This window comes from Providencia sp. TYF-12 (assembly GCF_041344805.1).
Classification (GTDB): domain Bacteria; phylum Pseudomonadota; class Gammaproteobacteria; order Enterobacterales; family Enterobacteriaceae; genus Providencia; species Providencia huashanensis.
This window is the reverse complement of record NZ_CP166833.1, coordinates 4,562,196-4,588,525: the sequence shown is the minus strand read 5'-3', so window position 1 is coordinate 4,588,525 and position 26,330 is coordinate 4,562,196. Positions and strand designations below refer to the sequence as shown.

At 38.5% G+C, this 26,330-nt stretch carries 25 protein-coding genes; 6 read left to right on the top strand and 19 right to left on the bottom strand.

Annotation, left to right across the window (positions count from 1 at the left end; genetic code table 11):
* The first annotated feature begins 157 nt into the window (after positions 1-157).
* Positions 158-1,354: a glycine C-acetyltransferase gene (locus ABE954_RS21505; RefSeq protein WP_371025681.1), complete on the top strand. Its 1,197-nt coding sequence runs from the start codon at positions 158-160 to the stop codon at positions 1,352-1,354.
* Between the two features lie 11 nt (positions 1,355-1,365).
* Positions 1,366-2,391: an L-threonine 3-dehydrogenase gene (tdh, locus tag ABE954_RS21500; RefSeq protein WP_042846719.1), complete on the top strand. Its 1,026-nt coding sequence runs from the start codon at positions 1,366-1,368 to the stop codon at positions 2,389-2,391.
* A 93-nt stretch (positions 2,392-2,484) separates the two neighbouring features.
* On the opposite strand, the gene ABE954_RS21495 is transcribed toward tdh, so the two are convergent.
* On the bottom strand, positions 2,485-3,450 hold the full coding sequence (locus ABE954_RS21495; protein WP_226619028.1) for a divergent polysaccharide deacetylase family protein: 966 nt from the start codon (positions 3,448-3,450) through the stop codon (positions 2,485-2,487).
* A gap of 82 nt (positions 3,451-3,532) precedes the next feature.
* Positions 3,533-4,822, bottom strand: coding sequence for a murein hydrolase activator EnvC (gene envC / locus ABE954_RS21490; RefSeq protein ID WP_042846717.1), 1,290 nt, complete (start codon positions 4,820-4,822; stop codon positions 3,533-3,535).
* A gap of 436 nt (positions 4,823-5,258) precedes the next feature.
* Here envC and ABE954_RS21485 point away from each other — a divergent pair, with 436 nt between their 5' ends.
* The 4 genes from ABE954_RS21485 (at position 5,259) to cysE (ending at position 8,446) form a co-directional block, all read left to right on the top strand.
* The gene (locus tag ABE954_RS21485) at positions 5,259-5,696 is read left to right on the top strand and encodes a rhodanese-like domain-containing protein (RefSeq protein WP_042846716.1); all 438 of its coding nucleotides are present in this window, start codon (positions 5,259-5,261) and stop codon (positions 5,694-5,696) included.
* Between the two features lie 358 nt (positions 5,697-6,054).
* Positions 6,055-6,531 (top strand): protein-export chaperone SecB, encoded by a 477-nt coding sequence (gene secB / locus ABE954_RS21480; RefSeq protein WP_042846715.1) that lies wholly within the window; start codon positions 6,055-6,057, stop codon positions 6,529-6,531.
* On the top strand, positions 6,531-7,559 hold the full coding sequence (gene gpsA / locus ABE954_RS21475; protein WP_042846714.1) for an NAD(P)H-dependent glycerol-3-phosphate dehydrogenase: 1,029 nt from the start codon (positions 6,531-6,533) through the stop codon (positions 7,557-7,559). The genes secB and gpsA overlap by 1 nt, the downstream gene beginning before the upstream one ends.
* Before the next feature lie 65 nt (positions 7,560-7,624).
* A complete protein-coding gene (gene cysE, locus ABE954_RS21470) occupies positions 7,625-8,446 on the top strand; it encodes a serine O-acetyltransferase (protein ID WP_042846713.1) in 822 nt (273 codons plus the stop codon).
* A 44-nt stretch (positions 8,447-8,490) separates the two neighbouring features.
* Here cysE and ABE954_RS21465 read toward each other — a convergent pair whose 3' ends face one another.
* The 17 genes from ABE954_RS21465 to ABE954_RS21385 form a co-directional block, all read right to left on the bottom strand.
* Positions 8,491-8,661 carry a hypothetical protein gene (locus ABE954_RS21465; RefSeq protein WP_166686663.1) on the bottom strand — a complete coding sequence of 57 codons (171 nt, stop codon included), beginning with the start codon at positions 8,659-8,661 and terminating at the stop codon, positions 8,491-8,493.
* A gap of 119 nt (positions 8,662-8,780) precedes the next feature.
* The gene (trmL, locus tag ABE954_RS21460) at positions 8,781-9,284 is read right to left on the bottom strand and encodes a tRNA (uridine(34)/cytosine(34)/5-carboxymethylaminomethyluridine(34)-2'-O)-methyltransferase TrmL (RefSeq protein WP_042846710.1); all 504 of its coding nucleotides are present in this window, start codon (positions 9,282-9,284) and stop codon (positions 8,781-8,783) included.
* Positions 9,285-9,448: 164 nt separating this feature from the next.
* Entirely contained in the window at positions 9,449-10,477 is a 1,029-nt protein-coding gene (gene galE, locus ABE954_RS21455; protein WP_240133606.1) for a UDP-glucose 4-epimerase GalE, read from the bottom strand.
* 29 nt (positions 10,478-10,506) lie between these two features.
* Positions 10,507-11,787 carry an oligosaccharide flippase family protein gene (locus tag ABE954_RS21450; protein ID WP_240133607.1) on the bottom strand — a complete coding sequence of 427 codons (1,281 nt, stop codon included), beginning with the start codon at positions 11,785-11,787 and terminating at the stop codon, positions 10,507-10,509.
* A 52-nt stretch (positions 11,788-11,839) separates the two neighbouring features.
* Positions 11,840-13,918 (bottom strand): polysaccharide biosynthesis tyrosine autokinase, encoded by a 2,079-nt coding sequence (locus ABE954_RS21445; protein ID WP_240133608.1) that lies wholly within the window; start codon positions 13,916-13,918, stop codon positions 11,840-11,842.
* Positions 13,919-13,953: 35 nt separating this feature from the next.
* Entirely contained in the window at positions 13,954-14,382 is a 429-nt protein-coding gene (locus ABE954_RS21440; protein ID WP_048605720.1) for a protein-tyrosine-phosphatase, read from the bottom strand.
* Between the two features lie 5 nt (positions 14,383-14,387).
* Positions 14,388-15,533, bottom strand: coding sequence for a polysaccharide export protein (locus tag ABE954_RS21435; protein ID WP_144140368.1), 1,146 nt, complete (start codon positions 15,531-15,533; stop codon positions 14,388-14,390).
* 29 nt (positions 15,534-15,562) lie between these two features.
* Positions 15,563-16,387 carry a glycosyltransferase gene (locus ABE954_RS21430; RefSeq protein ID WP_144140370.1) on the bottom strand — a complete coding sequence of 275 codons (825 nt, stop codon included), beginning with the start codon at positions 16,385-16,387 and terminating at the stop codon, positions 15,563-15,565.
* Positions 16,388-16,417: 30 nt separating this feature from the next.
* The gene (locus ABE954_RS21425) at positions 16,418-17,584 is read right to left on the bottom strand and encodes a nucleotide sugar dehydrogenase (protein ID WP_042846751.1); all 1,167 of its coding nucleotides are present in this window, start codon (positions 17,582-17,584) and stop codon (positions 16,418-16,420) included.
* A 32-nt stretch (positions 17,585-17,616) separates the two neighbouring features.
* Positions 17,617-18,852, bottom strand: coding sequence for an O-antigen ligase (locus ABE954_RS21420; RefSeq protein ID WP_144395995.1), 1,236 nt, complete (start codon positions 18,850-18,852; stop codon positions 17,617-17,619).
* A 23-nt stretch (positions 18,853-18,875) separates the two neighbouring features.
* Positions 18,876-19,640, bottom strand: coding sequence for a glycosyltransferase (locus ABE954_RS21415; protein ID WP_144140856.1), 765 nt, complete (start codon positions 19,638-19,640; stop codon positions 18,876-18,878).
* A 65-nt stretch (positions 19,641-19,705) separates the two neighbouring features.
* Positions 19,706-21,136: a phosphomannomutase gene (locus ABE954_RS21410; RefSeq protein ID WP_240133646.1), complete on the bottom strand. Its 1,431-nt coding sequence runs from the start codon at positions 21,134-21,136 to the stop codon at positions 19,706-19,708.
* Positions 21,137-21,155: 19 nt separating this feature from the next.
* Positions 21,156-22,571, bottom strand: coding sequence for a mannose-1-phosphate guanylyltransferase/mannose-6-phosphate isomerase (locus ABE954_RS21405; protein WP_240133648.1), 1,416 nt, complete (start codon positions 22,569-22,571; stop codon positions 21,156-21,158).
* Between the two features lie 6 nt (positions 22,572-22,577).
* Positions 22,578-23,054, bottom strand: coding sequence for a GDP-mannose mannosyl hydrolase (locus ABE954_RS21400; RefSeq protein WP_144140853.1), 477 nt, complete (start codon positions 23,052-23,054; stop codon positions 22,578-22,580).
* Positions 23,055-23,068: 14 nt separating this feature from the next.
* A complete protein-coding gene (locus tag ABE954_RS21395) occupies positions 23,069-23,995 on the bottom strand; it encodes a GDP-L-fucose synthase (protein ID WP_242452172.1) in 927 nt (308 codons plus the stop codon).
* A gap of 46 nt (positions 23,996-24,041) precedes the next feature.
* Positions 24,042-25,148 (bottom strand): GDP-mannose 4,6-dehydratase, encoded by a 1,107-nt coding sequence (gmd, locus tag ABE954_RS21390; protein WP_144140849.1) that lies wholly within the window; start codon positions 25,146-25,148, stop codon positions 24,042-24,044.
* Positions 25,148-25,945 (bottom strand): alpha-1,2-fucosyltransferase, encoded by a 798-nt coding sequence (locus tag ABE954_RS21385; RefSeq protein WP_240133649.1) that lies wholly within the window; start codon positions 25,943-25,945, stop codon positions 25,148-25,150. The genes gmd and ABE954_RS21385 overlap by 1 nt, the downstream gene beginning before the upstream one ends.
* Positions 25,946-26,330 lie beyond the last annotated feature (385 nt).

Sequence of the window (26,330 nt, the reverse complement as noted above, 5' to 3'; positions counted from 1 at the left end):
AGCAGTATTGTTAATAGAGATTTGAACTAGTGTGTTAATCAGAACAAGGCCATTATCGTGATCTTGCCTACAAACTTCACTTATTTGTGCTGTGAATGTCGCTACCAACAGAGACTATTATTAAACTCTATTAATAGTCATTATACAGGAACAAATCATGTCAGATAAATTTTACCAGCAGATCCAAGACCAATTGGTGCAAATTGAAGCGGATGGGTTATTTAAAAATGAACGCATCATTACCACTTCACAAGATGCTGACATTGAAATTATCGGTGGCCAGCGAGTGATTAACTTTTGCGCAAATAACTACCTTGGGCTGGCGAACCATCCTGCATTGATTGAGGCGGCAAAGCAAGGAATGGATAGCCATGGTTTTGGAATGGCTTCTGTACGGTTTATTTGTGGTACCCAAGACAGCCATAAGGTTCTCGAACATAAGCTCGCTGACTTTCTTGGTATGGAAGATGCTATTTTGTATTCTTCTTGTTTTGACGCAAACGGTGGGTTATTTGAAACATTACTAGGGCCTGAAGATGCAATTATTTCAGATGCATTAAATCATGCTTCAATTATTGATGGTGTCAGGCTAAGTAAAGCAAAACGTTACCGTTATAGTAATAACAACATGGCCGAGTTAAAAACACGTCTTGAAGAAGCGAAAAGCGCGGGGGCTCGGCATATTCTAATTGCCACAGATGGCGTATTTTCGATGGACGGTGTCATCGCTGACCTTCAGTCAATTTGCGACCTTGCTGATGAATATCAAGCTTTAGTCATGGTTGATGATTCTCACGCAGTTGGCTTTGTGGGGGAAAATGGCCGTGGTAGCCATGAGTACTGCAATGTCATGGGGCGCGTCGATATTATTACAGGAACATTAGGAAAAGCACTGGGGGGAGCCTCTGGTGGGTATACCGCTGCGAGAAAAGAGGTCGTTGAATGGTTACGTCAGCGTTCTCGCCCGTATTTATTTTCCAATTCCCTTGCGCCAGCCATTGTTGCTGCATCCATTAAAGTCATCGATATGATGAGTGAAGGGCAACATTTACGTGAGAAGTTATGGAATAACGCCATGTTATTTAGGGAGAAAATGACATTGGCTGGTTTTACGCTCGCGGGGACTGATCACGCAATTATCCCCGTTATGTTAGGGGATGCGAAGTTAGCCCAAGTATTCGCCAAAGAGCTTCTTAGTGAAGGTATTTATGTTACCGGCTTTTTCTATCCTGTTGTGCCGCAAGGCCAAGCTAGGATACGTACCCAAATGTCTGCAGCACATAGTAAGGAGGATATTTTACACGCCGTTGAAGCATTCACCCGCATAGGTAAAAAACTAAACATAATCAAATAATAAGGCCGTCTATGAAAGCACTGTCCAAATTAAAAGCAGAGCCAGGTATATGGATGACAGATGTTCCTAAACCGGAACTCGGGCACAATGATGTGATGATAAAAATTCGTAAAACCGCTATTTGTGGTACGGATGTCCATATCTATAACTGGGATGAATGGTCGCAAAAAACGATCCCTGTCCCTATGGTGGTCGGTCATGAATATATAGGGGAAATTGTTGCCATTGGGCAGGAAGTGAAAGGTTTTAATATTGGTGACCGGGTCTCTGGTGAGGGGCATATTACCTGTGGTCATTGCCGAAACTGTCGTGGTGGCCGTACCCATCTTTGCCGTAATACTATAGGCGTGGGGGTCAACCGTACTGGCTGCTTTGCTGAATACCTAGTTATCCCCGCATTCAATGCCTTTAAAATTCCCGATAATATCCCTGATGAAATTGCCGCTATTTTTGACCCTTTTGGCAACGCAGTTCATACCGCACTATCCTTTGATTTGGTTGGGGAAGATGTTCTGGTTTCAGGCGCAGGCCCTATCGGTATTATGGCTGCCGCAGTTTGCCGACACGTTGGTGCCCGCCATGTTGTGATCACAGATGTTAATGACTATCGTCTTGAATTAGCGAAAAAAATGGGGGTGTCACGAGCGGTCAATGTCAGTCGTGAAAATTTAAAAGATGTAATGAACGAACTTGGTATGAAAGAAGGCTTTGATGTCGCATTAGAGGTTTCAGGCGCCCCAGCCGCTTTTCAAACCATGTTAGATACCATGAACCACGGTGGGCGAATTGCATTATTAGGGATCCCCCCAGCTTCGATGGCGACGGATTGGAGCCAAGTCATATTCAAGGGGCTGTTTATTAAAGGGATCTATGGCCGGGAAATGTTCGAAACATGGTACAAAATGGCGACCCTAGTACAATCAGGGTTAGACTTATCACCGATTATTACTCACCAATTTCCGATTGATGAGTTCCAAAAAGGCTTTGATATCATGTGCTCAGGGCAGTCTGGTAAAGTTATATTAAATTGGGATTAACTTTTATAACGTAATGTCCCTTTTCCCCCTTCTGCATTATTTCCACGCCAGAAGGGGACTACCACCTGTTGAATAGCTTATGACTTGGGTTGTTTAGTCTTTTAATAAAAGAGGTTGTAAGGCCTTGTCGTGATAAATCCCTTCAACTACAAACATAATAAAATCAATTCCTTGTAGTTTATTCTTTGGTGTTTCAAACTCGCAAAGACCTAATTCTGCGGGGGGAGCTTCAACCGTTGTCACCTCTTGTTCGGGCTCGGGTTGTACCTGTACTTCTTCTTCCGGTGTTGCGGATGGCGGAGTGGAAGATTCACTATTTTGTGGTTGCTTCGCTTCTTCCGATAGCATTCTGAGTGATTTTGCAGGTTGTTTATCGGCTGGTTGTGGGCTAAGCAGCGAACTAACCGCAACAAGTTCAATATCCGCAGGGAGCTGTGGAAGGTACTTTTGCAAAGCACGTACTGTGGATGGGTGAGGGTGGCCAATCGCAACGGCACTGCCATGTTTACGTGCATAGGCAACGGCTTTGTTAAGTTGACCGCGGGTTTCTTCTTCCGATTGGTGGTTATCGATAAAAATATGGCGGCGTAAGGTTGGCACACCGTATTCTTTCGCCGCATTTTTCACTTGTGTATTACCAATGGTGACACTATCTAAGAAAAATAAATTCGATTGTGACAGGCTGTGCATGACATTACGCATCCCCGGTAAGCTCGATGTCATCTCGCTACCCATATGATTATTCATACCTTTTGCATAGGGTACCCGTTTAATCGCATTCTTAATGAGTTGGTCAATATCCTCTGCACTCATTGAGGGGGATAATGTATCTTTTTCTAAGGGCTGGTTACTCAATGGCTTCATTGGCATGTGGATTAAAATATCCCGCCCTTGCTGATGGGCCTTTTCTGCCACTTCACGACCGTGTGGAGAGCTTGGTAAGATAGCAATAGTGACCGCGGCTGGTAACGCTAAAATTTGGTTATCTTCTTTGACTCGGTAACCAAAGTCATCAATAACGATAGCCAGTTTTGCAGCACTCACCTGTAGACACACCATTAACAAAGAACATCCAATGAGTAATCTAAAGGGTAAGTACTTCAACATAATTTTATCCTAATCTTTTAAATTTAACGTTTTGCTATCGGCCCAACCAAGGTCGAGGGTTTACGGTTTTACCTTGTCTACGGATTTCAAAGTACAAAGCAGGGCGTTCTTGGCCACCACTACTACCGACTAAGGCAATAGGCTGACCCGCTCGAACTTCTTGGCCAACATTCACTAATGCGCTTTGGTTATATCCATAAAGGCTCATATCACCTTTACCATGTTCAACGACCACAACCAGCCCATAACCTTGTAGCCAGTCGGCCAGTAACACTCTGCCATCTGCAATGGCTTTTACTTGCGTGCCTTCATTTGCCGCAATAACCATACCTTTCCAGCGTAATTCACTAGAGATAACATCACCATAGTTATGCAGTAATGAACCGCGAACTGGCCAAATTGCTTGCCCAGCAGGGCGCCCTAATCCACCTGTTCGAGACATAAGTGAGCGTTCACTTTCTGACGGTTTATAAGTTGAACCTTTTTGTTTTGCTTGGCGTTCTTTTTCTGCTACTTGTGCACGGATACGAGCAGCTTCACGGGCTTCTCGCTCAGCTCTTGCTTTTGCTTCCCGCTCAGCACGTGCAATTTTGTCTCGTAGCCTTGCTTCGTTTTGTTTTAGAACCGCAAGGTTCTTTTGGTCCTCTTTTAATGTGCTTTCGAGCGCATTTAATGTTTTTTGGCGCGAAGCTCGGGCATTATCGAGTTTGCGCTTTTCTTGCTGTTGACGCGCAAGAGTTGTTTTTTGTTCCGCTTGTTTTTTCTGTTCCAGTTGCTTTTGTTCTTGTAGCGTTTGAGTTGTTTCTTCCAGTGCGGCAATGTTTTTTTCACGAGCCTGATTTAAATAACTGTAATAGGCTAAAATGCGCTCTTCACGCTGACCTTCTTCACCTTTAAACATTAAGGTAAGCCCTTGATGCTTCCCTAAGCGAAAGGCTGCATCAAGTTGGTCCGCCAGCAGTTTTTCTTGCTGTTGTTTCTTTATTTGGAGTTGTTTTATATTATTATTTAATGAAACTATTTCTTTATCTAATTGTTTTAATTGGTTTTGTGTTTCATGCAAACTACGGCCAGCAGCCGAAATACTTTGTTCTTGCTGCTTGAGTTGATTAAGCAGTGCCGAGCGCTTAGCTTGCTGTTCTTTAACACTTTTTTCTTTTTCGGCAATATTTTTCAGTAAATCGTGTAATTGCCCTTTATTTTCGGTGATCTGATTGGCAAATACGGTGTGGGTAGGGATGAGAGTAAACAGCCCTAAACCCAATAGAGCAGTAATAGCCTGACGAAGAAATGATGCTTTCATTCGATGATGTATATTGGCCATTGTGATAGTTCACCTCAATTAAGTACGATAACTGATTATTTCATCTGCAAGTTATGGTTTCCAGCACTCTCTAACAAATAGTATTGAAAACATTTACAAATTCGGATTTTTGCCCTGAGATAAAGGTTAATTAAGTTAAATTATATAGTTTTATTATCACTGATTTATTTTGTATAGCTAGTATTCAATCATTTTTTTATTATTGAACCCCTATTTAATCCATCACTTAGACCCGTTTAGCCATGTTTATGTTAAAATGTCAGCGTACAGTTTCGCGATACAAATGTTATTTTCCAGTGGTTCGGTATTCATTTTGCGTGCTTTACCGCAAAAAAAACACCGTAGTTTGTGTGAATTGGCTGTAATTAGCTCAACACAAAGGTATACTCTGAACCCTTTGATATTCGTTTTTAACTAACGGGAGTGATTGCCCCTCATGATCCAAGAAATCATGCAATTTGTAAGCCGGAACATGTTATTGAGTCTGGTTTGGATAGCGTTATTAGTTGCTGTGGTCGTAATGACCTTTAAAGGTCTTTTCTCTAAAACGAAAGTGATTGCTCGTTCACAGGCGATTACACTGATTAATAAAGAAGAGGCTGTTGTTGTGGATTTACGTACTCGTGACGATTTCCGCAAAGGGCATATAATTGATTCTATTAACTTAACACCGTCTGAAATTAAAGATAACAATTTAGGCGAATTAGAAAAACATAAACAGAAACCCGTCATTATTGTTTCTGCGAGTGGTATGGAATCAGCTAAACCTGCTGAGCAACTTGCGCAATACGGTTTTGAAAAAGTTTTTGTCCTAAAAGAAGGGATTGCTGGCTGGGCAGGTGAAAACCTTCCATTAGCTCGTGGTAAGAAGTAGTTACCATATATAATAGTTAATCTTGAGTTGCATGTATTAATATGTAACTTGGGTAGTGCAATGCAGAGAGTCTTCTGTAACTCAAAATGCAATTATTTGGGTTACAGTTAGGCGCAAGTGAAGGTATCCAAGGAGCCTACATCAGTATGTGACTTGGGTAGCGCGATGCAGCGAACACCTTCTGTGGCTTAAGAAACAAGGCTTTCCTTGGGTTATTTTGGGCTACAGGCAGGCAGCAAATGAAGGTATCCAAGCAGCCTACATCAGTATGTGACTTGGGTAGCGCAATGCAGCGAACACCCCTGTAACTCGAAGAATAACAGGGAAAACTCATATGGAAGTTAAAAGGTACTAAACTATGTCAGAACAAAACAACTCAGAAATGGTATTTCAAATTCAACGTATTTATGCAAAAGACGTTTCATTTGAAGCACCTAACGCGCCTCATATTTTTCAACAAGAGTGGCAGCCAGAAATTAAATTGGATTTAGATACATCTTCAAATCAGCTGTCAGAAGGCGTTTATGAAGTTGTTTTACGTGTCACGACCACGGCAACGTTAGGTGAAGAAACCGCATTCCTGTGTGAAGTTCAACAAGCAGGCGTTTTCTCTATCGAAGGTATTGATGGGACTCAAATGGCGCATTGCTTAGGTGCATACTGCCCGAATATCCTGTTCCCATATGCACGTGAAGCGATTACTAGCTTAGTGGGTCGTGGTACATTCCCACAATTGAACTTAGCGCCAGTTAACTTTGATGCACTGTTCATGAACTACTTACAGCAGCAACAAGGTGAACAAGCGCAGAACTCAGAAGCTCAACAGGACGCTTAATGGATACTGCTTCAATGACAGTGATCGGTGCCGGCTCGTACGGCACCGCTTTAGCCATTACGTTGGCGCGTAATGCACATCAGGTCGTGTTATGGGGTCATGACCCAAAACACATTCGTCAATTAGAACAAGATCGTAGCAATCAGGCTTTTTTGCCTGGCGTTTCTTTCCCTGATAGTTTATCTCTCGAAACGGACTTAAAACGTGCCGTTGAGGCGAGCTCGAATATCTTGATAGTCGTCCCTAGCCATGTTTTTGGTGATGTACTAAAACAAATCCAACCTTATTTACGAGCAGATTCGCGCATTATTTGGGCGACGAAAGGCTTAGAGAGGGATACCGGTCGTTTGTTACAAGATGTGGCACGTGAGGTATTAGGCAATGAAATTCCTCTAGCAGTTTTGTCTGGGCCTACCTTTGCAAAAGAGCTAGCAGCAGGCTTGCCAACAGCAATATCGGTGGCGGCAAGTGATAGCCAATTTGGTGATGACCTACAACAACTTTTCCATTGTGGTAAAAGCTTTCGGGTTTATAAAAACCCAGATATGGTTGGGGTGCAACTTGGTGGCGCAGTCAAAAATGTGATTGCTATCGGGGCGGGTATTTCAGATGGCATGGGCTTTGGTGCCAATGCACGGACTGCTTTGATCACCCGCGGCCTTGCGGAAATGAGCCGCTTAGGTGCAGCACTCGGTGCTGACCCTTCAACCTTTATGGGGATGGCAGGGCTTGGCGATTTAGTGTTAACTTGTACTGATAACCAGTCTCGTAACCGCCGTTTTGGTATGATGTTAGGCGATGGCATAACGGTTGAACAGGCAGAAAAAGAGATTGGCCAAGTGGTTGAAGGTTATCGGAATACTAAAGAAGTCCGTGCTCTTGCTGAACGTGCAGGGGTGGAAATGCCAATTACAGAGCAAATCTATCAAATCCTCTATTGCCATAAAAATGTACTAGAGGCAGCGCAAGCATTACTGGGGCGAGCGACCAAAGATGAAATTGCTGATATGCCAAAACTGCATGATTAATAAAAATTAACCGCATTAAGAAGTTACATAATAGGGTAATTATAAAAATAGATAGGTGAGTGATTATGTCGCGTGAAGAATTGGATAGAATTTGGGGCTTCATTAAAGAAGAAGCGAAGTCGCTTGCTGACTGCGAACCACTCTTAGCCAGTTTTTTTAACGCGACATTATTAAAGCATGATAACTTGGGTAGCGCACTTAGCTATATGTTAGCGAATAAACTCAGTTCACCTATCATGCCTGCTCTTGAAGTCCGCGAAATCGTTGAAGAAGCATATCGCAATGACGAAGGCATGATTTTCTCCGCAGCAATGGACTTAGCTGCGGTTCGCCTACGTGACCCTGCCGTTGATAAATATTCCACTCCATTATTGTACCTGAAAGGCTTCCACGCCTTGCAAGCCTATCGCATCGGGAATTGGTTGTGGAAAGAAGGCCGCCAAGCGCTGGCGGTTTACCTGCAAAATCAAATTTCTGTTTCATTTGGTGTCGATATTCATCCCGCAGCTCGTATTGGTTGCGGTATTATGCTTGACCACGCAACAGGCATTGTAATTGGTGAAACGGCTATTGTGGAAAACGATGTATCTATCTTGCAATCGGTTACCCTCGGCGGTACTGGGAAAACCTGTGGCGACCGTCATCCTAAAGTCAGAGAAGGGGTGATGATTGGCGCGGGGGCAAAAATTTTAGGTAATATTGAAATTGGTCGCGGCGCAAAAATTGGTGCGGGTTCGGTTGTTCTTCATCCTGTTCCGCCACATACTACCGTTGCAGGGGTCCCTGCGAAGGTTGTTGGTAAGCCAAGTAGCGAAATGCCGTCCTTAGAAATGGACCAAAACTTTAACGGCAGTATTTATGGTTTTGAAGATGGTGATGGGATTTGAGTTGCGGGAAGGCGTAATAGGTAGTGAGTTGCTCACTATCGTTGTCATTCTTCAACAGTGTATTTTTTAAATACATTTCCCATTTTAAACTGAGTAATCGATTTATTTAAATGTTCGACATTAGCGGGTGAACGTAATAAATAAGTGGTTTCATCGATACGACCTAATGGGGTATTCGTGGATTGCTCAGTTTGTTTAGTAAAAGGCTCTTTCATTAAAATATCTCGCTTATGTTCAGAAAAGTCACCTATCCCTCTAAATAATTCGAGCGGTACATTGCTTGGGTATTGGTGTCAAGCCAACACCCATACTGCTTGAAGTATGGCTAGGGGGGCTAGTCTTTTAGCAACGCCCCTGCATACCCCAGCTGTCTCCATGCTTCAAACACCACAACCGCCACGGAGTTGGATAAATTCATACTGCGGCTATCGGCTAGCATTGGAATACGAATTTTTTGCTCCATTGGCATGTTATCGAGAACATAGGGTGGCAACCCGCGTGTTTCCGGGCCAAACATCAAATAGTCATTTTGTTGGTAACTGACATTACTGTGGCTGGGTTTACCTTTGGTGGTTAAGGCGAAGACGCGAGCACCACTTTCTGACTGGTTATTATCGGGGTTTAGCCCCTCACTTTTTAAGAATGCGTAATAATCATGGTGATGTTTGATATCAGCAAACTCGCTGTAATCCAACCCTGCACGGCGTAGGCGCTTATCATCCCAAGTAAAGCCTAATGGGTGAATAAGGTGTAAATCAAAGCCGGTATTAGCGCAAAGGCGAATGATGTTGCCGGTATTTGGTGGTATTTCTGGTTCGAATAAGACGATGTGTGGCATAACGTTAAGCTGATGTTTGTAATGATGAAATAAATGATGGGTAGAGTTTACGCGCAAATGGGTTTGTTTTCATGTGGAACTTTTATTTGCGGGCTAAAAATTATTTACACTCTAAAAACAAGAAACGAGCCATAAAGGCTCGTTTCTGAATTAACTCGTTGAGGTTAGCTGTTATAACCGTTAGGGTTCATAGATTGCCAACGCCAGCTATCATTCACCATATCTTGAATAGAATATTGTGCTTTCCAGCCTAAATCTTTGAATGCCTTTTCTGGGCTAGACCAACATTCCGCAATATCACCGGGGCGCCTTGCTACAATCTCATATTTAATGGGGTTACCAGCCGCTTTTTCAAAAGCAGTAATAATCTCCAGCACACTTGTGCCAGTTCCTGTACCAAGATTGTAGACATGTAAGCCTGCTTGCTGGCTAACTTTATTCAGTGCGGCAATATGGCCATCAGCCAAATCCATTACATGAATATAGTCACGTACACCAGTACCATCTGGCGTTGGGTAATCATTACCAAATACCATGACTTGTGGGCGGCGACCTACAGCGACTTGGGAAACAAACGGTGCTAAGTTATTTGGAATGCCTTGCGGGTCCTCACCCATTGTTCCGGATGGGTGTGCGCCTACTGGGTTAAAGTAGCGCAGTAATGTCAGTGACCAATCATCTTCCGCAGTATATAAATCCGAAAGGATACGCTCAACCATATACTTACTGGTTCCATATGGGTTGGTGGTGCCACCGACTTTGGAATTTTCTGTTAATGGCACTTCTTCAGGGTCACCATATACGGTTGCAGATGAACTAAAAATCAGGCTTTTAACACCGGCTTTTTTCATGCTTTCCACTAATACCAATGTGCCATTGACGTTAACATCATAGTATTCAATCGGTTTCTGTACTGACTCACCAACCGCTTTTAACCCAGCAAAGTGAATGACAGAATGAATTTTGTGATTAGCAAAAATGGTATCTAATACTTGGCTATCACGCACATCACCTTGGTAAAAGGTTGGTTTAACACCTGTGATAGCTTCAATGCGGTTAAGCACTTCAAGGTTAGCATTATGCAGGTTATCTAAAATAAGCGGCTGCATTCCCTGCTGGATCATTTGTACACAGGTATGGCTACCAATATAGCCAAGACCACCAGTGACTAGGACTTCAATGTTATTTAGCATAATATTATTCATAGTATAATTTATTGTGACTATTTGTAGCGTACGTAAGAGATGATGTCAAAGAATCTTGTGGGAAGCCTTAAGGTTTCTTTGTGTAAATTAAATATAAGGCCTTTTTTGAAAAAATAATTCATTATAGTCAATGATAATATTTCAATAATTAATACACTATAGGACGCACCTTTTAACCCAAAAAAGCTAATCATGGTATATGAGATAGGAACACTTAGTAAAACCATAATAAACATTTTTTTAGATAAAAATGAGTACCCTGAATGACGAACAATAAATCGTGCGGAAACAGTCCCTAAATTTGCAAATATAGTAGAAAAACATAAAATCACTAAAAGTTCACTAGCCATAGCATATGAATTACCAAATAAAAATTGAATAAAATAGCTACCAAAAAAGTAAATAAAAATGAGAACAGTAATAGATATACTCAAAACTATAACGTTTAAGTTAGCAGCAGTATTCACTGCTTTAGATTCTTTTTCTTCACCAAATATAGATGGAAGTGTTGAGTTAATTATTGCGGTTAGTATAAAAACCCAGGCAGTAGATAAAGTCACAGCAACAGAGTAGACTCCTAGGCTATAGTCACTTTCAAGATAAGAAATCATAAATTGGTTTATTCGTGTATAAATAGCAATAGATAAAGTTGAAAAGACAATACTAATCCCTGATAGGAAAATATATTTATTATATTTTGATTTGTCTTTTCTTTTTACCTTACCTATTTTAGGGAATAAATAAAATCGGATAGATAGTGGTATGAGTGTAACAACTATTATTGGGATAGTTAAGTATATTGGGTCAAGTTTATTATGTGCAATAATAAACTGAAGTGTGAGGCCTATACTTAATCCAATTATATTTGCAATAGTATTTATTTTTGATTTTAATATCGCATTGTTATAGATTGAATAAACATCAATGGAAGAAAAATAACAAGCAATACAAATGGCTATAGAAAATATAAGTGTTATGCTATTTTTATATGAATAGAAGTAGTATAATGTTGGTATAGATATTGAAAAGTAAATTATAGTTCTTATTAAAAATGTGGACTTAATTAATCTTATTCCAGACTCTTCCTTCTTAGATACTCGTTTGAAGATTATATTATCGTTACCTAGCTGGGCTATAATTTGTATGATCTGAAATGTTGCAGTAGCTAGAGCTATTATTCCAAAGACGGATGGTCCAACATACTTCGCGACATATGATGTGACAAAAAATAACCCAATGATAGCAATAGACTTTTCTGAAATCATCCATGCTGCATTTTTTAAAATTTGAGTATTCAAAGGTATCATCCAATAAAAAACCAACGTTTAATACGTTGGTTTTTTTATTATATTAATATTCGTAATGGTAGTTATAATCGTCAGACCTTGCATCAATACCGTTAAGGATCACACCGGTGATTTCGATATCATTTTGCTTAAAGCGTTTCAGTGATAAATCAACATCTTTTACGGTATTTACCCCGTAGAAAGCAATCAATAATGAGGTGCCAACATATTTACCAATAATGGCAGAGTCGGTGATCGCCAAGATTGGGGCGGTATCGATCACCACAATATCGTATTGGTTTTTTACTTTATCGAGCAACTGTTTAAAGCGCTCGCCCATTAATAACTCAGAGGAGTGAGTGACGTTTTTACCACGGCAAATTACATCTAAATTTTCAATTACATTAGAGTGAATGGTGGGTGACTCTAGGTTTGACTGAGATAAATACTCAGATAACCCGGCTTTATTATTTAACCCAAAGGCTTTGTGTAAACGGCCTTTGCGTAAGTCGGTATCCATTAATAACACTTTCTTACCTGCGTTAGCCAGTACCACCGCCATATTGGAGGTAACAAAACTTTTCCCGACACCGGGTGAGGCACTGGTGACCATAACTAGGTTGTTACCTTGGTTCATCACCGAAAAATACACACTGGTGCGTAAGGAACGGATTGCTTCTACTGCGGTATCTGCTGGGTTTTCTATTGCCAATGGGCTCTTGTTGCCAGCCTCAATCAGTTTTTTCTCATGAGTAGAGAAAGGAATGGTGGCATAGACATTAATCCCAAGCGCATCGATATCTTCGGTGCTTTTAATTTTGTTATTAAAGAACTCGCGGGCTATCACATATGCACAACCGATAATAAAGCCAAGGATAGTGGCTAGGGCAACAATCAGTGATTTTTTCGGAGCTATAGGTTTTGGTTGTGATTCAGCGGAGTCGATAATACGCACATCCGCAGTGATACCGGAGTTTAATACGCTGAGTTCTTGTTGTTTAGCCACCAACTGAGTGTAAATAGCTTGCTCAGACTCAACATCACGGGTTAAACGCACTATTTCTTGTTGGGTATTCGGCAATTTTTGAATGTTTTTACTGATCTTTTCTTTTTCCCGTAACAGTTGTTGGCGTTTATCAAGTAATGACTGATAAGCGGGGTGGTTACGGGTATACAGTTGCTGGATCTCAACTTCTTTAAAGGTTAGTTCATTGAGTTTTTCTTCTACCTGCAATGCGCTATCTAGGGCAGATTTAGCCTCTAAGGAGAGGTCAATAGACTCATTCTTTTTGCGAAATGTATTAAGCTGGTTTTCGTAGTTATCTAATTTCTTTTTAATGGTCGGTAAGTAGCCTTCTAAGAACACTAAGGTGTTATTAGTGACTTCTTTTTTACGTTCAGTATTCTGGTCGACATAGTTTTGGATAACACTATTGAGGATTTTAACATTTTCGGTTTTATCTGCCCCTTTAATCGCTAAGCTGATAATCCCTGTCCCTTTTCCCACTTCAGCAATGGTTAAGGTATTACGTAAGTCTTCAATCGTCGAGTAGCGGGCATTTTTAACTAAAGTAAATTCCTCGCCAGTTTCTGCAGTAAAGCTTGAGATCAATAAGCTAATCTCACCTTGTTGTAGCACTTCCCCCACTTTGCCTTGCAATACTTGCCCATCAATATTTAAGGAGTATTGGCCATCCCCCAAATAGGTTAATGTAAATGGCTGATCAATCAGGTTTTCAGGTAACTGAAATAGGGCAATATCAACAGGTGCAACTTCACCCAGCAACTTATTGAGGAAGCCTTCAGGGGCGGCTTGAGTATCTAAGTTTAGGTCTGAAACGGTTTTACCCAACACCATGCGTGATTTAATCACTTCAATCTCTGAATCCACTTGGTTGTTGCTGTTTCCAAATGGCATAACATCACTCATTTGGTCAAGTAATGATACTTGGCCTAGTTTATCGTATTGTAGCGTAGCATTAGCCTGATATATCGGGGTGGCTAGTAGGCTATAGGCTATGGCAATGGCTGCAAAAATAACAGTAAAAAACCCAATTTTAATGGTATTGGATTTCAAAACTTTAAACAGAGCGAGCAGATCGATTTCATCTGAGGCAGGTGAGCTATTTTTTGTTGTGTTCATAATAGGTTAAATGTTTCGTCATCCAATAAATAAAATTAAATTTTTCCTTGCCAAGCAATCGCGGCTTTTTCCATTAACTGATAAACATGTTCAAACATTTCATCACTGCGTTTATGGGGGTCAGGGATCTCGGTTTTATTAATCCACTGGCCAAACAACATCACTTTGCCACGGGTTTCAGGAAACAGTTGGTGGATTTTAGCAATATGGTCATTTTCCATCACTAGGATTAAGTCGGTTTTTTTACATAATTCGCTAGTTAAACGACGGGACTGATGGTTTTCCAAAGAAAGGCTATGTTGCTGTGCAATGCGGATGGCACTGTCATACGCGGGTCTATCATTTTTAGCGATAATGCCCGCGGAATGGACGGTTTTTTCGGGAAAATACTGTTGTAATAAACGCTCTCCCGTAGGAGAGCGACAAATATTTCCCATACAAACAACTAGGATATGGTTAAACATAGCTATTACCAATCGTGAATACGTTTAGTGCCTTCTGTTAATTGATTATAAGAGGCAATAGTTGGTAATAACTGGGTGATTAGACGGTTCCAACGTACTACAGGTGCCGCAGTGACATACACTAAATCATAAGGTTGTAATTTAAATTCGGTACCCATTACGAGTGAGGTGGCATCGGATAAATCTAACTGATATACCGCCGCCATTTTTTTCGGTAATAACGCTTCGAGTTCTTTATCTTCTGCTGGCTGCTTTTTGATTGGGCGGATAACAAATACACCTGTTGCATTAGCGGTATTTTGGTCAATACCACTCGCTTTGCTTAAGGCTTCAGTAATACTCATACCTGCGCGGTCGATGGTAAGGGTAGTTGGTTGGCCGACTTCACCCATTACAAACACTTTCTGGCTATCATTACGCGGCACATACAGTACATCACCTGATAACATTAAATGGTTTTGGGTTAAATCCCCATATTGCACAAGGGATTGAAGTGAAATTCGAGTTTCTTTGCCATTACGCGTTAAAACTACATTATCCCAATCGGCTTTTTCGGTTAAACCACCCGCATTATTAAAGGCTTCTAAAATAGTCAGCGGTACGTTAGTAATTGGCAAAGTACCTGGTTTTGCCACTTCGCCTGATACATACATTTTCTGCGAGCGGAAGGCAGCAATGCTGACATCCACTTGTGGGGATTCAATATAGGTGGCCAAACGGCTACTAATTAAGGTACGGATTTCTGTTACGGTTTTACCGATGACCTTCACTTTACCAATATATGGGTAGTAGATGGTGCCATCTGAATGTACCCAGTTACCCGAGTCTTGCGCACTACGGTAAGAACCCGCAGGGATGGTCAGTTCAGGGTGGTCCCAAACCGTAATGGTTAATACATCACCCGCTCCCACACGGTATTCATAGTTAGTGATTTGCTTTTCTAACTGAGAATTTGGTTTAGCAATAATTGGAGCGGTGTACATATCATCCAAGAGTTTTGGTGAAATGGGGTAGATATCCACCAATTTGGTAATATCACGGTCACCGGTATCAACCACATTTTTGCCTGAGGTCGACATATAGGCACCGGGGGTGATGGTGCAGCCCGTTAATGCTGTTAGCATCAGTACAGTAACAGAAAGGCGCTTCATAAATTTTTTAGATCCCTTTTCGTAAGTGATTATCTCAAATGTTTATATGCTAATGCCATTATTTTTGGGGGGAGTAGATGGAAGAAGTAACGACTGTATATTAAAAACATATTTTTAAAACTAAACTTGTTGAGAAGAAACATATAACCCAGCCGCAATGAAACTTCACTTTTAGCTTTAGAAAGACCAGAACGTCGATTCATTGTATTTTGTTCAAGCCGATAGCGTAACAAAACATCAGGTAGATTATGAAATTTATAGTTTTTATAAAGTAGCTCTAGCCAGAAGGCCATGTCTTCCGTGAAGCAAGTATGGGTAGGGTAGCGATTACCTTGTTCAAATATTTTTTTTCTAAACATCACAGAAGGGTGAATGAATGGACAACGAGTTATACTAAAGTTCTCTAACTCAGAGTGATGCGATGGTAACCTTTTTTCTGTAAGGGCATAAGCTGTGCCAAATTCCTCACATGCAGTACCTACAATATCTATTGTAGGATTTGACTCCATGAAATCCCTCTGTTTTTTAAGGCGCGAGGGTAATGAAATATCGTCACTATCCATACGAGCTATATATTTAATATGTGGATAAGTAAGAGTTTTTTCAATCAAGGAGTTAAGAGCAAACGATAATCCTTTATTATTAACCGAATATGTTAAATTTATAATGTTTTGTTTATATAGAGACTGAAGATAATCAAATTCTTGCTGAGGGATTTCTCCATCTATATATACTAGTATTAGGGGAGTAATACCCTCCTGTGCGGAAATACTATCAATAGCTTCCTGAATATACTCTAGTTTATCGTTTTTATAAACGCTCATAATTATGGCGATATTATCGTTTAAAGACATAAACTCTTACTCTATGGTATCTAAAAATATCTAATCATTACCAAACAAGTCGCGGGTATAGACTTTACTCGCGACATCTTCCAGCTCAGGCACCATACGGTTGGCTAAAATAACGTCGCACTGAGCCTTAAATTCCGCTAAGTCATTGACCACTTTTGAACGGAAAAACTCAGGTTCATTTAAAACAGGTTCATACACCACCACTTCAATGCCCTTGGCTTTGATGCGTTTCATCACACCTTGTACCGCTGAAGCACGGAAGTTATCAGAGCCCGCTTTCATCACTAAGCGATAAACCCCTACTTTGTGTGGTGCTTTAGCAATAATAGCATCAGAAATAAAGTCTTTACGGGTACGGTTGGATTCGACAATGGCGTTAATCAAGTTATTTGGCACGTCATCGTAATTAGCCAGTAGCTGTTTGGTATCTTTCGGCAAACAATAACCGCCGTAACCGAATGATGGGTTGTTATAATGGCTACCAATACGTGGGTCTAAAGAGACACCTTCAATGATTTGGCGTGCATTTAAACCACGGCTTTCTGCATAAGTATCGAGTTCATTAAAATACGCCACACGCATCGCCAAATAGGTATTGGCAAACAGTTTAATGGCTTCGGCTTCGGTTCCATCGGTAAATAACACCGGAACGTCTTTTTTAATTGCACCTTCTAGCAGTAAATCAGCAAAAACCTTTGCACGCTCAGAACGCTCCCCGACCACAATGCGGGAAGGGTGTAAGTTATCCCACAGAGCACGGCCTTCACGTAAAAATTCAGGGGAGAAAATCACGTTGGTGTAACCAAACTCTTCACGTAAACGCTCAGTAAAGCCCACAGGAATGGTGGATTTCACAATAATCGTGGCTGCGGGGTTAATGTTATTCACGTCATGAATAACAGATTCAACCGATTGAGTATTGAAGTAATTGGTTTTTGGGTCGTAGTCTGTTGGCGTCGCCACTATCACATACTGCGCGCCCGTATAGGCTTCGTTTTTATCTTCTGTGGCACGGAAATTGAGCGTTTTCTCCGTTAAGAATTGCTCAATTTCAGCGTCAACAATCGGTGATTGATGATTGTTTAGCATTGCCACTTTTTCAGGGATGATATCGACTGCAACCACTTCGTGATTTTGTGACAGTAACATGGCGTTAGATAGGCCGACGTAGCCGGTCCCTGCGATTGCTATTTTCATATTTAAAACTCGTTTAACTAAAATTTATAAAGTTATAGTGTGCTTTTTGTTTGTGTACCCTTAGAATCAAGGATATATGATATGTTTATACCTGCAAGTAGGAAGATCCAAGGGTATACATAGGAGCGAGAAAATAAACTAACAACAATAATATATAAAATAACACCAAATAAAGATGATAAAAGGTTTCTCTTTACTATTTGATATAGGGTAGTAAAGGAGTTAATAAGTATTATAACTACAAGAGCGAAAACAATTACCCCACCTTGTCTAAAAAATGATAGTATATTGTGCATATATCCACCCCATCTAGCCCCAAGTCCATCTCCTGCTATTTTTACTTGGCCTGCAAAGTCCCCGATGAATATGTTATTTGAGATTGCGTTTAGCCCAATGTTTAGCATGTTCCTTCTTCCAGAGATGGATGTGTCTTCTTCACTTATTGAAAAAAGCCTAGAAGAATATCCAGTCGCGGTATCTTGAAGATAAAAATAAATTAATGATAAGCCAAAGAAACAAATTATGAAGATAATTATATTACTAGGTTTTGATTTGATGGATAAAATTTCTGAAAAAGTAATAGCTAAAGTGAACGCAATCAAAGCAGTTCTTGATGAGATAAAGAATAAACATAAAATAGAAATGAAAACATATAATAAAAAAGATAATTTAGATAGTTTTCTAAAGTAAAAATATAATGATAAGCTTAATATTGCATAGCAATCAGACATGGCTAATGTAAATGATCTATCACTGGGGTTTTGCATTTCTGAAAAGTTTAAAGACCAATATGTATAGTTGGTATTAATTAGTATGAAAATAGAACTAATAAACCAAAATATAGCTATTTTTTTCCCTTTGTCATTTAAAAACATAGTATAGTGAATGCCAATACATAGCATAGCGCCGTAGGAAATTATTACAGGTATATTATACTTAATACTAGATACTTTATCCGGATTATCTATACTGGTATATCCTGATATGTCATAGTGATAAATTATTTGTATGATAAATATGAGTATAATAAGGTTAGCCACTGAGAATATCAGTAATCCTTTTTTCCCTGAATGATTGCTTAGTGTTAAGTAATATTGAAAGAAAAAAATATAATATATAAATGACAAGGTATATGCAGTACCTCTAGAGTATTTTAAATAAGATATTATCGTGTAATCAAAAGCAGATGCTATATTGCCAATTATAGATAGAGGGAAAATCATTAAAAAAAATGAAAAGATTAATGTTTTCCTGTTGATAGTAGTCAATTTTAAGTTGTCTCCTAAAGAAATTAAAATGATTTTAACTTCATTTTAATTAATCTAAGTATATTGAAAATATATTGATAAAAATTCATTTTATTTTTATGCTTTTTTATAAACAATATTAGGCCGGAAACTCTTTTTTTGGAAACTCTATCTATATTTTCATCTACATATGAAATGTATAATATTTCATTCAACTTAAAAGCATCACCATATTTTTCTATTATTCTTACCCACATATCATGATCTTGTGATGCTGGTAGTTTTTCATCAAATAATCCTGAGTTTATTAAATTTTCTTTTGTTACTAAAACTTGAGCACCAACCTTATTTGTTTTTAATATAGTGCTAAGTGTGATTCTACTATTTGTATGCTTTTCATTTAGTGTCTTGCCTGTGGTTAAGTTGATGATTTTTGAATAACTACAAACTAATGATGGTGGTTTTTTAAATGACTGGTAGAATTCAAACAGCTTCCATATTCTGTCTGGTGTAAACTCATCATCGTCATCAAGACCACAAATATATACACCTTTGGCAGCTCTTATTCCTTCGTTTCTAGAAAAGCAAGCACCTTTATTTTCTGTATTTCTTATTACAATAATATCAAAGTCTAATTTTTTCATTAAACTAGTTAAAATATTAAAATTTTCAAGAGTTGAGTTATCATCTATAACGATTATTTCAATGTTTCTGTATGTTTGGTTAATTACAGAATTAATAGCATTAATAACATGGTTAGGTCTATTGTAAGTTGTTATGATGACACTAATTAATGGTCGAGTGTTCATATGATAATATTTACCAATTGTTATAAAAAAATATAGTTATAGTATAATTCGAGATAATGAAGAACTTACGAAATAGCTACCGTTTCAGAGTAGGTTAATGAAGCTAATGCAATGGCTTTTGCTATATCTTCACTGTGTGCTTCTACATAGCATCTCATCTCTGGAGCATTTCCCGATGCTCTGAAATGAATGATAACATTATTAGTTAATGTTAATCTTACTCCATCCAATGTGTTTAACCTCACTATTTTTTCATCAGAAAATCCAAGATAGTTTAATAAATCTTGAGGTTCGTTTTTAATTCTTGAAACAAGTAATTTACTTTTTTCAACTGCGAAATTTTGTATTCTATTGCTAAAAGTAATACGTTGTGGTAATTCGTTCACTAATTTAGCGATGCTTTTTCCTTTTGTTGCAGATAGTAACATCAAAAATGGCAATACTGCATCTCGGGTTGGTAGTGCAGATAGTTGTTTGCCATTTATCTCAATATTAGAACCAAGTAGAAAACCACCGTTAGCTTCAAACCCTGCAATTTTCTTATAGTCTTTAGTTAAATGGGTAAATGCTTCAATGACATAGGGTGAACCAATTTTAGTTTGTTTTACGCACTTAAAAGCTTTATGAGACGAAATGATAGTATTACAGCTAATAGGAACTGCTAGTGCTTCTATGTTCATCTCTAATGCACACAACAAACCTAATATATCTCCTCGCAACCACTCACCCTTTTCATCAGCTACAAGTGGGCGATCTCCATCTCCATCAGTAGAAAAAATAGCATCAAGTTTGTGTAGCTTTGACCAATTTCTTGCTTTTACCTTGTCTTCTTCAGAGACAGCTTCTGTATCAATAGGAACAAATTGATCACTACGTTCTAGAGAAATAACTTCAGCCCCAAGTTTTTTGAACAAAATAGGATATATATCGCGCCCTGCGCTTGAATGTTCATAAATACCAATACGTTTACCATCTAATAGATTTTCATCAAATATAGATAAGTAACGATTGAGATATTCTTCAGTCGCTGATGTATTTATTAATAGGGGCTGTGGTGCTATATCGGAGACTTCAAATTGAAAGTTGTTATTTAAAATAGCCACTTCATCAACTTTAGAGATTTCACCATCGGGACGATAAAATTTTAATCCATTTCTATCAAAAGGAATATGACTACCCGTTACCATGATGCAAGGAATATTATTTTTCATTGCAGTATATGCAAGGGCCGGTGTTGGAATTACGCCATAATATAGAGGCTCTATTCCTTGTTGCTTTATTGCCTCTATACAAGCAATCGCAATAAATTCACTACTTGGGCGATTATCTATGGCGATGGCTATTTGGTCAAAATCAAATTTATTTTTGATACTATTAATAAATGCATGGGTAAATGCAGCACAGGATTTCTTAGTAAATTGGGTCACTAAACCGCGTGCACCACTAGTGCCAAATTGAATTTTTGAATTTTTGATTATATCGGAGCTATTCATCATGATTATTAAAGCCATATTTTTAGGAACGATTAATATTATTGTTATATTCTTCTATCCTAATAATATCGTCCTCTTGTAAATAGTTGCCTGAACGAACTTCTATTAAATGTAAATCAATTTTGCCTGGATTTTCGATTCTATGTGGGGAACCTATAGGAATATAGGTTGATTCATTTTCACTAAGTATAAATGTTTTATCACCATTGGTTACTTTTGCTGTACCTTGAACAACAATCCAGTGTTCAGCACGATGATAATGCATTTGTAATGCTGTTTTTTCACCGGGTTTTACTTTTAGGTGTTTAACGTGAAAGCGTTGACCCTCAGCAATATCGTCATGAGTTCCCCAAGGACGGTAGGCTTCGCGGTGCTGTTCACACTCAGAACGGCCTGCATCTTTCAACTGTGTAACAATACTTTTTACATCTTGAACATTGTTTTTATTAGCAACTAGCACTGCATCTTTAGTTTCGATTATGACTAAATTATCAATACCTACAGTAGATACGAGTTTGTTTTGAGCGTAAATATAACTATTTGTTGTACTTTCAGTTAGAACATCACCAATAATTACATTAGATTGAACATCTTTAGGAGATACTTCCCAAAGTGAACTGAAGGAGCCAACATCACTCCAGCCTGCATCCATTGGAACAACTTGAACATTGCTGGCTTTTTCCATAACAGCATAATCTATTGAATTATCAGGGCATGAATTAAAAATATTAGATTGTATACGAATAAAATCTAAATCATTTTGTGATTGATTGATTGCTTGCTCGCATATATTTAAAATTTCTGGGCAGTGCGTCTTTAATTCATTCAGATAGCAGGATGCTTTAAAGAGAAACATACCGCTATTCCATAGATATTCACCGCTTGAAAGGTAGTTTTCAGCTGTAACTAAATCTGGTTTTTCAATGAAGCGTGCGACTTGATAAGTTGCACTACCGGTTGGGGGGCCTTTTTTAATATAACCATACCCAGTTTCAGGTGTTGTCGGAACAATACCAAAAGTAATTAAAGCACCTTTTTCAGCAGCTTCAATAGCTTTTTCAATAGAATGAGTAAACCCTGCTTGGTTTTGTATGACATGATCTGCAGCTAAAACCAATAATAAAGGGTCGTTTCCATTTTGTATTGCCTTAATAGCGGCTAGTGCTATGGCAGGAGCTGTATTACGGCCAATAGGTTCTAAGATGATGCCACTGTGTTTTACATTCTCTTGTCGCAATTGCTCTGCAACAATGAAGCGATGTTCTTCGTTACAGATAAATACAGCGGGTTGATGTTGTAGTGTTTTTAACCGCGCAACGGTTTCTTGCAACATAGTTTTTTTACTAGTTAGGCTGATAAACTGTTTTGGATATAGGCTACGAGAAAGAGGCCATAAACGACTACCTGAGCCTCCCGCCATAATAACAGGCAATAACATGATAATTTACCGTAGACTTAGATGATTATTGATAAAATAGGCTTTTGTATTATCGTGAACTTCGGAAGAATTAAGAAGTTCATCAATATTCCACCATTGATAATTTCTATGTTGTTCCAAAGGTAATTTATTTAGGTCAAGATCTTCTTTTATGAAATATCCTAAAACGACATAATGGGTTGAGAAATTATCATCAGAAAAATTATCCTGATAAAGATGTTGGTAATGGCCAATAAATTTTGAGTTATTAATATTGTAGTTTATACCAAGCTCATTGATCGTTAAACGTTGAAACGCGATGTCAAATGTTTCATCCTTGCAAATACGCCCACCTGGTACAAACCAATAACCTTGAGCGGGACGATTGTTACGTTGTCCTAACAATGCTTGGTTTTTTGAATTACAAATGACCAGATCAATAGAAACTAAAGGGGTAGATGCAACGATAGTTTTGAACGTGTCTAATGATAATCGTTGCGCCATATTTATTTAGCCCGTTATTTACGAAAATTATGTTGATTTTTTAGGAACCACTGATAAGTTTGACTCAATCCATCCTTAAGACTGACTGAATATGTCCAGCCTAGATTCTTTAAGCGAGATACATCCATTAACTTTCTTGGAGTTCCATCAGGCTTAGTGCTATCGAACGATACTCTTCCCTTAAAGCCAACAACGTTAGCCATAGTTTCAGCCATTTCACGAATCGTGCAGTCTACACCTGTACCCACATTAATATGGGATAACATTGGTTGGGTGTTTGCTTGGTATGTTTCTTTGTTTAATTCCATAACATAGACCGAGGCCGCAGCCATATCATCGACATAAAGAAACTCACGCATAGGTGTTCCTGTGCCCCAAACAACAACTTCTTCGTCATTATTCAGTTTAGCTTCATGGAAGCGGCGCATTAACGCAGGAATAACATGTGAGTTTTCTGGGTGAAAATTATCGTTTTCACCATATAAGTTGGTTGGCATCACGCTACGATAATCACGTCCGTATTGTCGGTTATATGATTCACAAAGTTTGATACCAGCAATTTTTGCAATTGCATAAGGTTCATTGGTTGATTCAAGAATACCCGTTAACAGTGCATCTTCAGACATCGGTTGTGTTGCTAACTTTGGATAAATACAAGATGAACCTAAAAACAGTAAATGTTGAACATTATGTTTATGAGCAGAATGAATAATGTTGCATTCCATTATTAAATTTTCATAAATGAAATCTGCTGGATAGGTATTATTTGCGTGGATGCCACCAACTTTGGCAGCTGCTAAATAGACTTCGTCAATTTTGTTTTGTTCGAAGAAACTATCAACAGCCATTTGGTTTGTGAGATCCAACTCGTGGCGTGATTTTGTTATTAATTCAATGTCGTTACGATTTTGTAATTGTCTAATTATTGCTGAGCCAACCATGCCATTATGGCCAGCAACAAAAACTCTTTTTTTCACGGAGTGATCCTTAATTCTCTAAAGAAATAGCAACATCAAACCCATTTGATTTAAGTAAAGCATGTTGTTTTGCTTTTTCTATATCAGATGCAACCATTTCTGAGCACATTTCTTCCACTGTGATTTCCGGTACCCAACCTAATTTTTCTTTTGCTTTAGAAGGATCACCTAGAAGGGTTTCAACTTCTGCTGGACGGAAGAATTTGGGACTAACACGAACTATGATATCACCGATATTTACATTTGGTGCCAGTGTATTATTTACGCTAGTAACGGTTGCAATTTCCTCTACACCAGCCCCGCTAAATGAGAGCTCAATTCCTGCCTCTTTAGCAGACATACGTACAAATTCACGTACGGAAATTTGTTTGCCTGTAGCAATAACAAAATCATCAGCATGTTCTTGCTGTAACATCATCCATTGCATACGAACGTAATCCTTAGCATGACCCCAGTCACGTAATGCATCCATATTACCTAAATATAAACACTGTTCTAAGCCTTGTGAAATATTAGCAATGGTACGAGTTATTTTGCGAGTGACAAAAGTTTCGCCACGACGAGGGGACTCGTGGTTAAATAAAGTACCATTACATGCATACATGCCATATGACTCACGGTAATTTACTGTGATCCAGTAAGCATACATTTTCGCTACAGCGTATGGTGAGCGAGGATGGAAAGGTGTGGTTTCTTTCTGTGGTATTTCCTGAACTTCTCCATAAAGTTCTGATGTTGATGCTTGATAAAAACGGGTTTTCTTTTCTAGGCCGTTAATACGAATAGCCTCTAATAAACGTAGTGTTCCGATAGCATCGACATCAGCAGTATATTCAGGGGATTCAAAAGAGACAGCCACATGTGACATTGCGCCTAGGTTATAAATCTCATCTGGTTGAATTTCTTTTACTAAACGGATTAAGTTTGAAGTGTCAGTTAAATCACCATAGTGTAATTTAATTTTATCGCTATTATTAACGACAGCGTCAATTCTTTCCGTATTGAAAGAAGAGGCTCTACGAATTAAACCATGAACTTCGTAGCCTTTTTCTAATAGAAATTCTGCCAGATAAGAGCCATCTTGGCCTGTGATACCGGTAATTAGTGCAGTTTTCATTAGTGACTCCTAATTTTTTGTTGTAACTTATTTAGTAATGGATAATTCCAAGGAGTTTCAGGAGCAATTGTGCAGGGATAAATTAGATTTTTCACTGGATTTACCTGACTAGCCCAATAAGAAAAGGTGGAGTTGGAAATAATTAAATTAGTTGCATTAGCCATTAATAAAAAGTCATCCAGCATACTTATCCCTGCTGATAAGGTTATTTCAAAATCAGACGGTAGATTTTTTTTCAATTTCTTCAAGTAATCCGGTGTGTCTGTGACTAAAATGATTTCTTTTATATTTAAAGTTTGTATAGCTGTTAAATAATAATCATCTTTTATTCTTATTTCTGGAGGGAAGTCTCCTAATCGGGCATGTAGTATAACTTTATTTTTAATATTTTCATATGTTGATTCGTTATGGAATTTATCTTTCAGCAATGTGATTAAGTTTTTATTTAAAACAACATTTTTTTGCCAATATCCAATAGCAAACCCAAATAATCTACTTGGTTTATTACAATCTTGAAAATCAAAAATTTTTAATTGTTTTAAAGTGAAAATGAAAAATAATACTATATATCCCATTAGCGATATTTTTTTTTCAATTCTAAATTGAGTGCATATATCTTCTGTCATTTTGGAAGGATGTATGCTCCACTTGAGTATCTTGGAAATAAAACTTTTTCTTAATAGTCTAGTATTTATTATTACATCATAACCATTCTCTTTAAGCTCGAAAGCTCGATTTAATTGAAAGAGATTATTTCCAAAACCACCAATTAAAAAAATAGTTTCTTTTTTTCTCAATTTGTCCTCACTGTTTAGTGATGTCTTTCACAATAACACCCATAGCTACCGCACTGGGTTGTCGGGTCCCAGAGCACCATTGAAATTGTAAATGCATACTTATCAATTGAAAACGTTACATTTTTTGCTAACCTGTTCAATTGATAAGCACTGCTTATCGTTTTTTGACCGGCCAAGGGTATGCTTCGAGCCCTGTCCGGTCAAGTAAAAGCGCCTAATAATACCACTAAATATATATAGTGACTATCATTGTGATAGCCTTAGAGAATAGTCCTAACAGGTGTATCTATTGAATAAGTTATTTTAAATTATTAGGTTATAATTCCATTATCACATTCTCAGCGCGATTAAATATTTTAGTTAGGTTACTCCTTATATATCATTG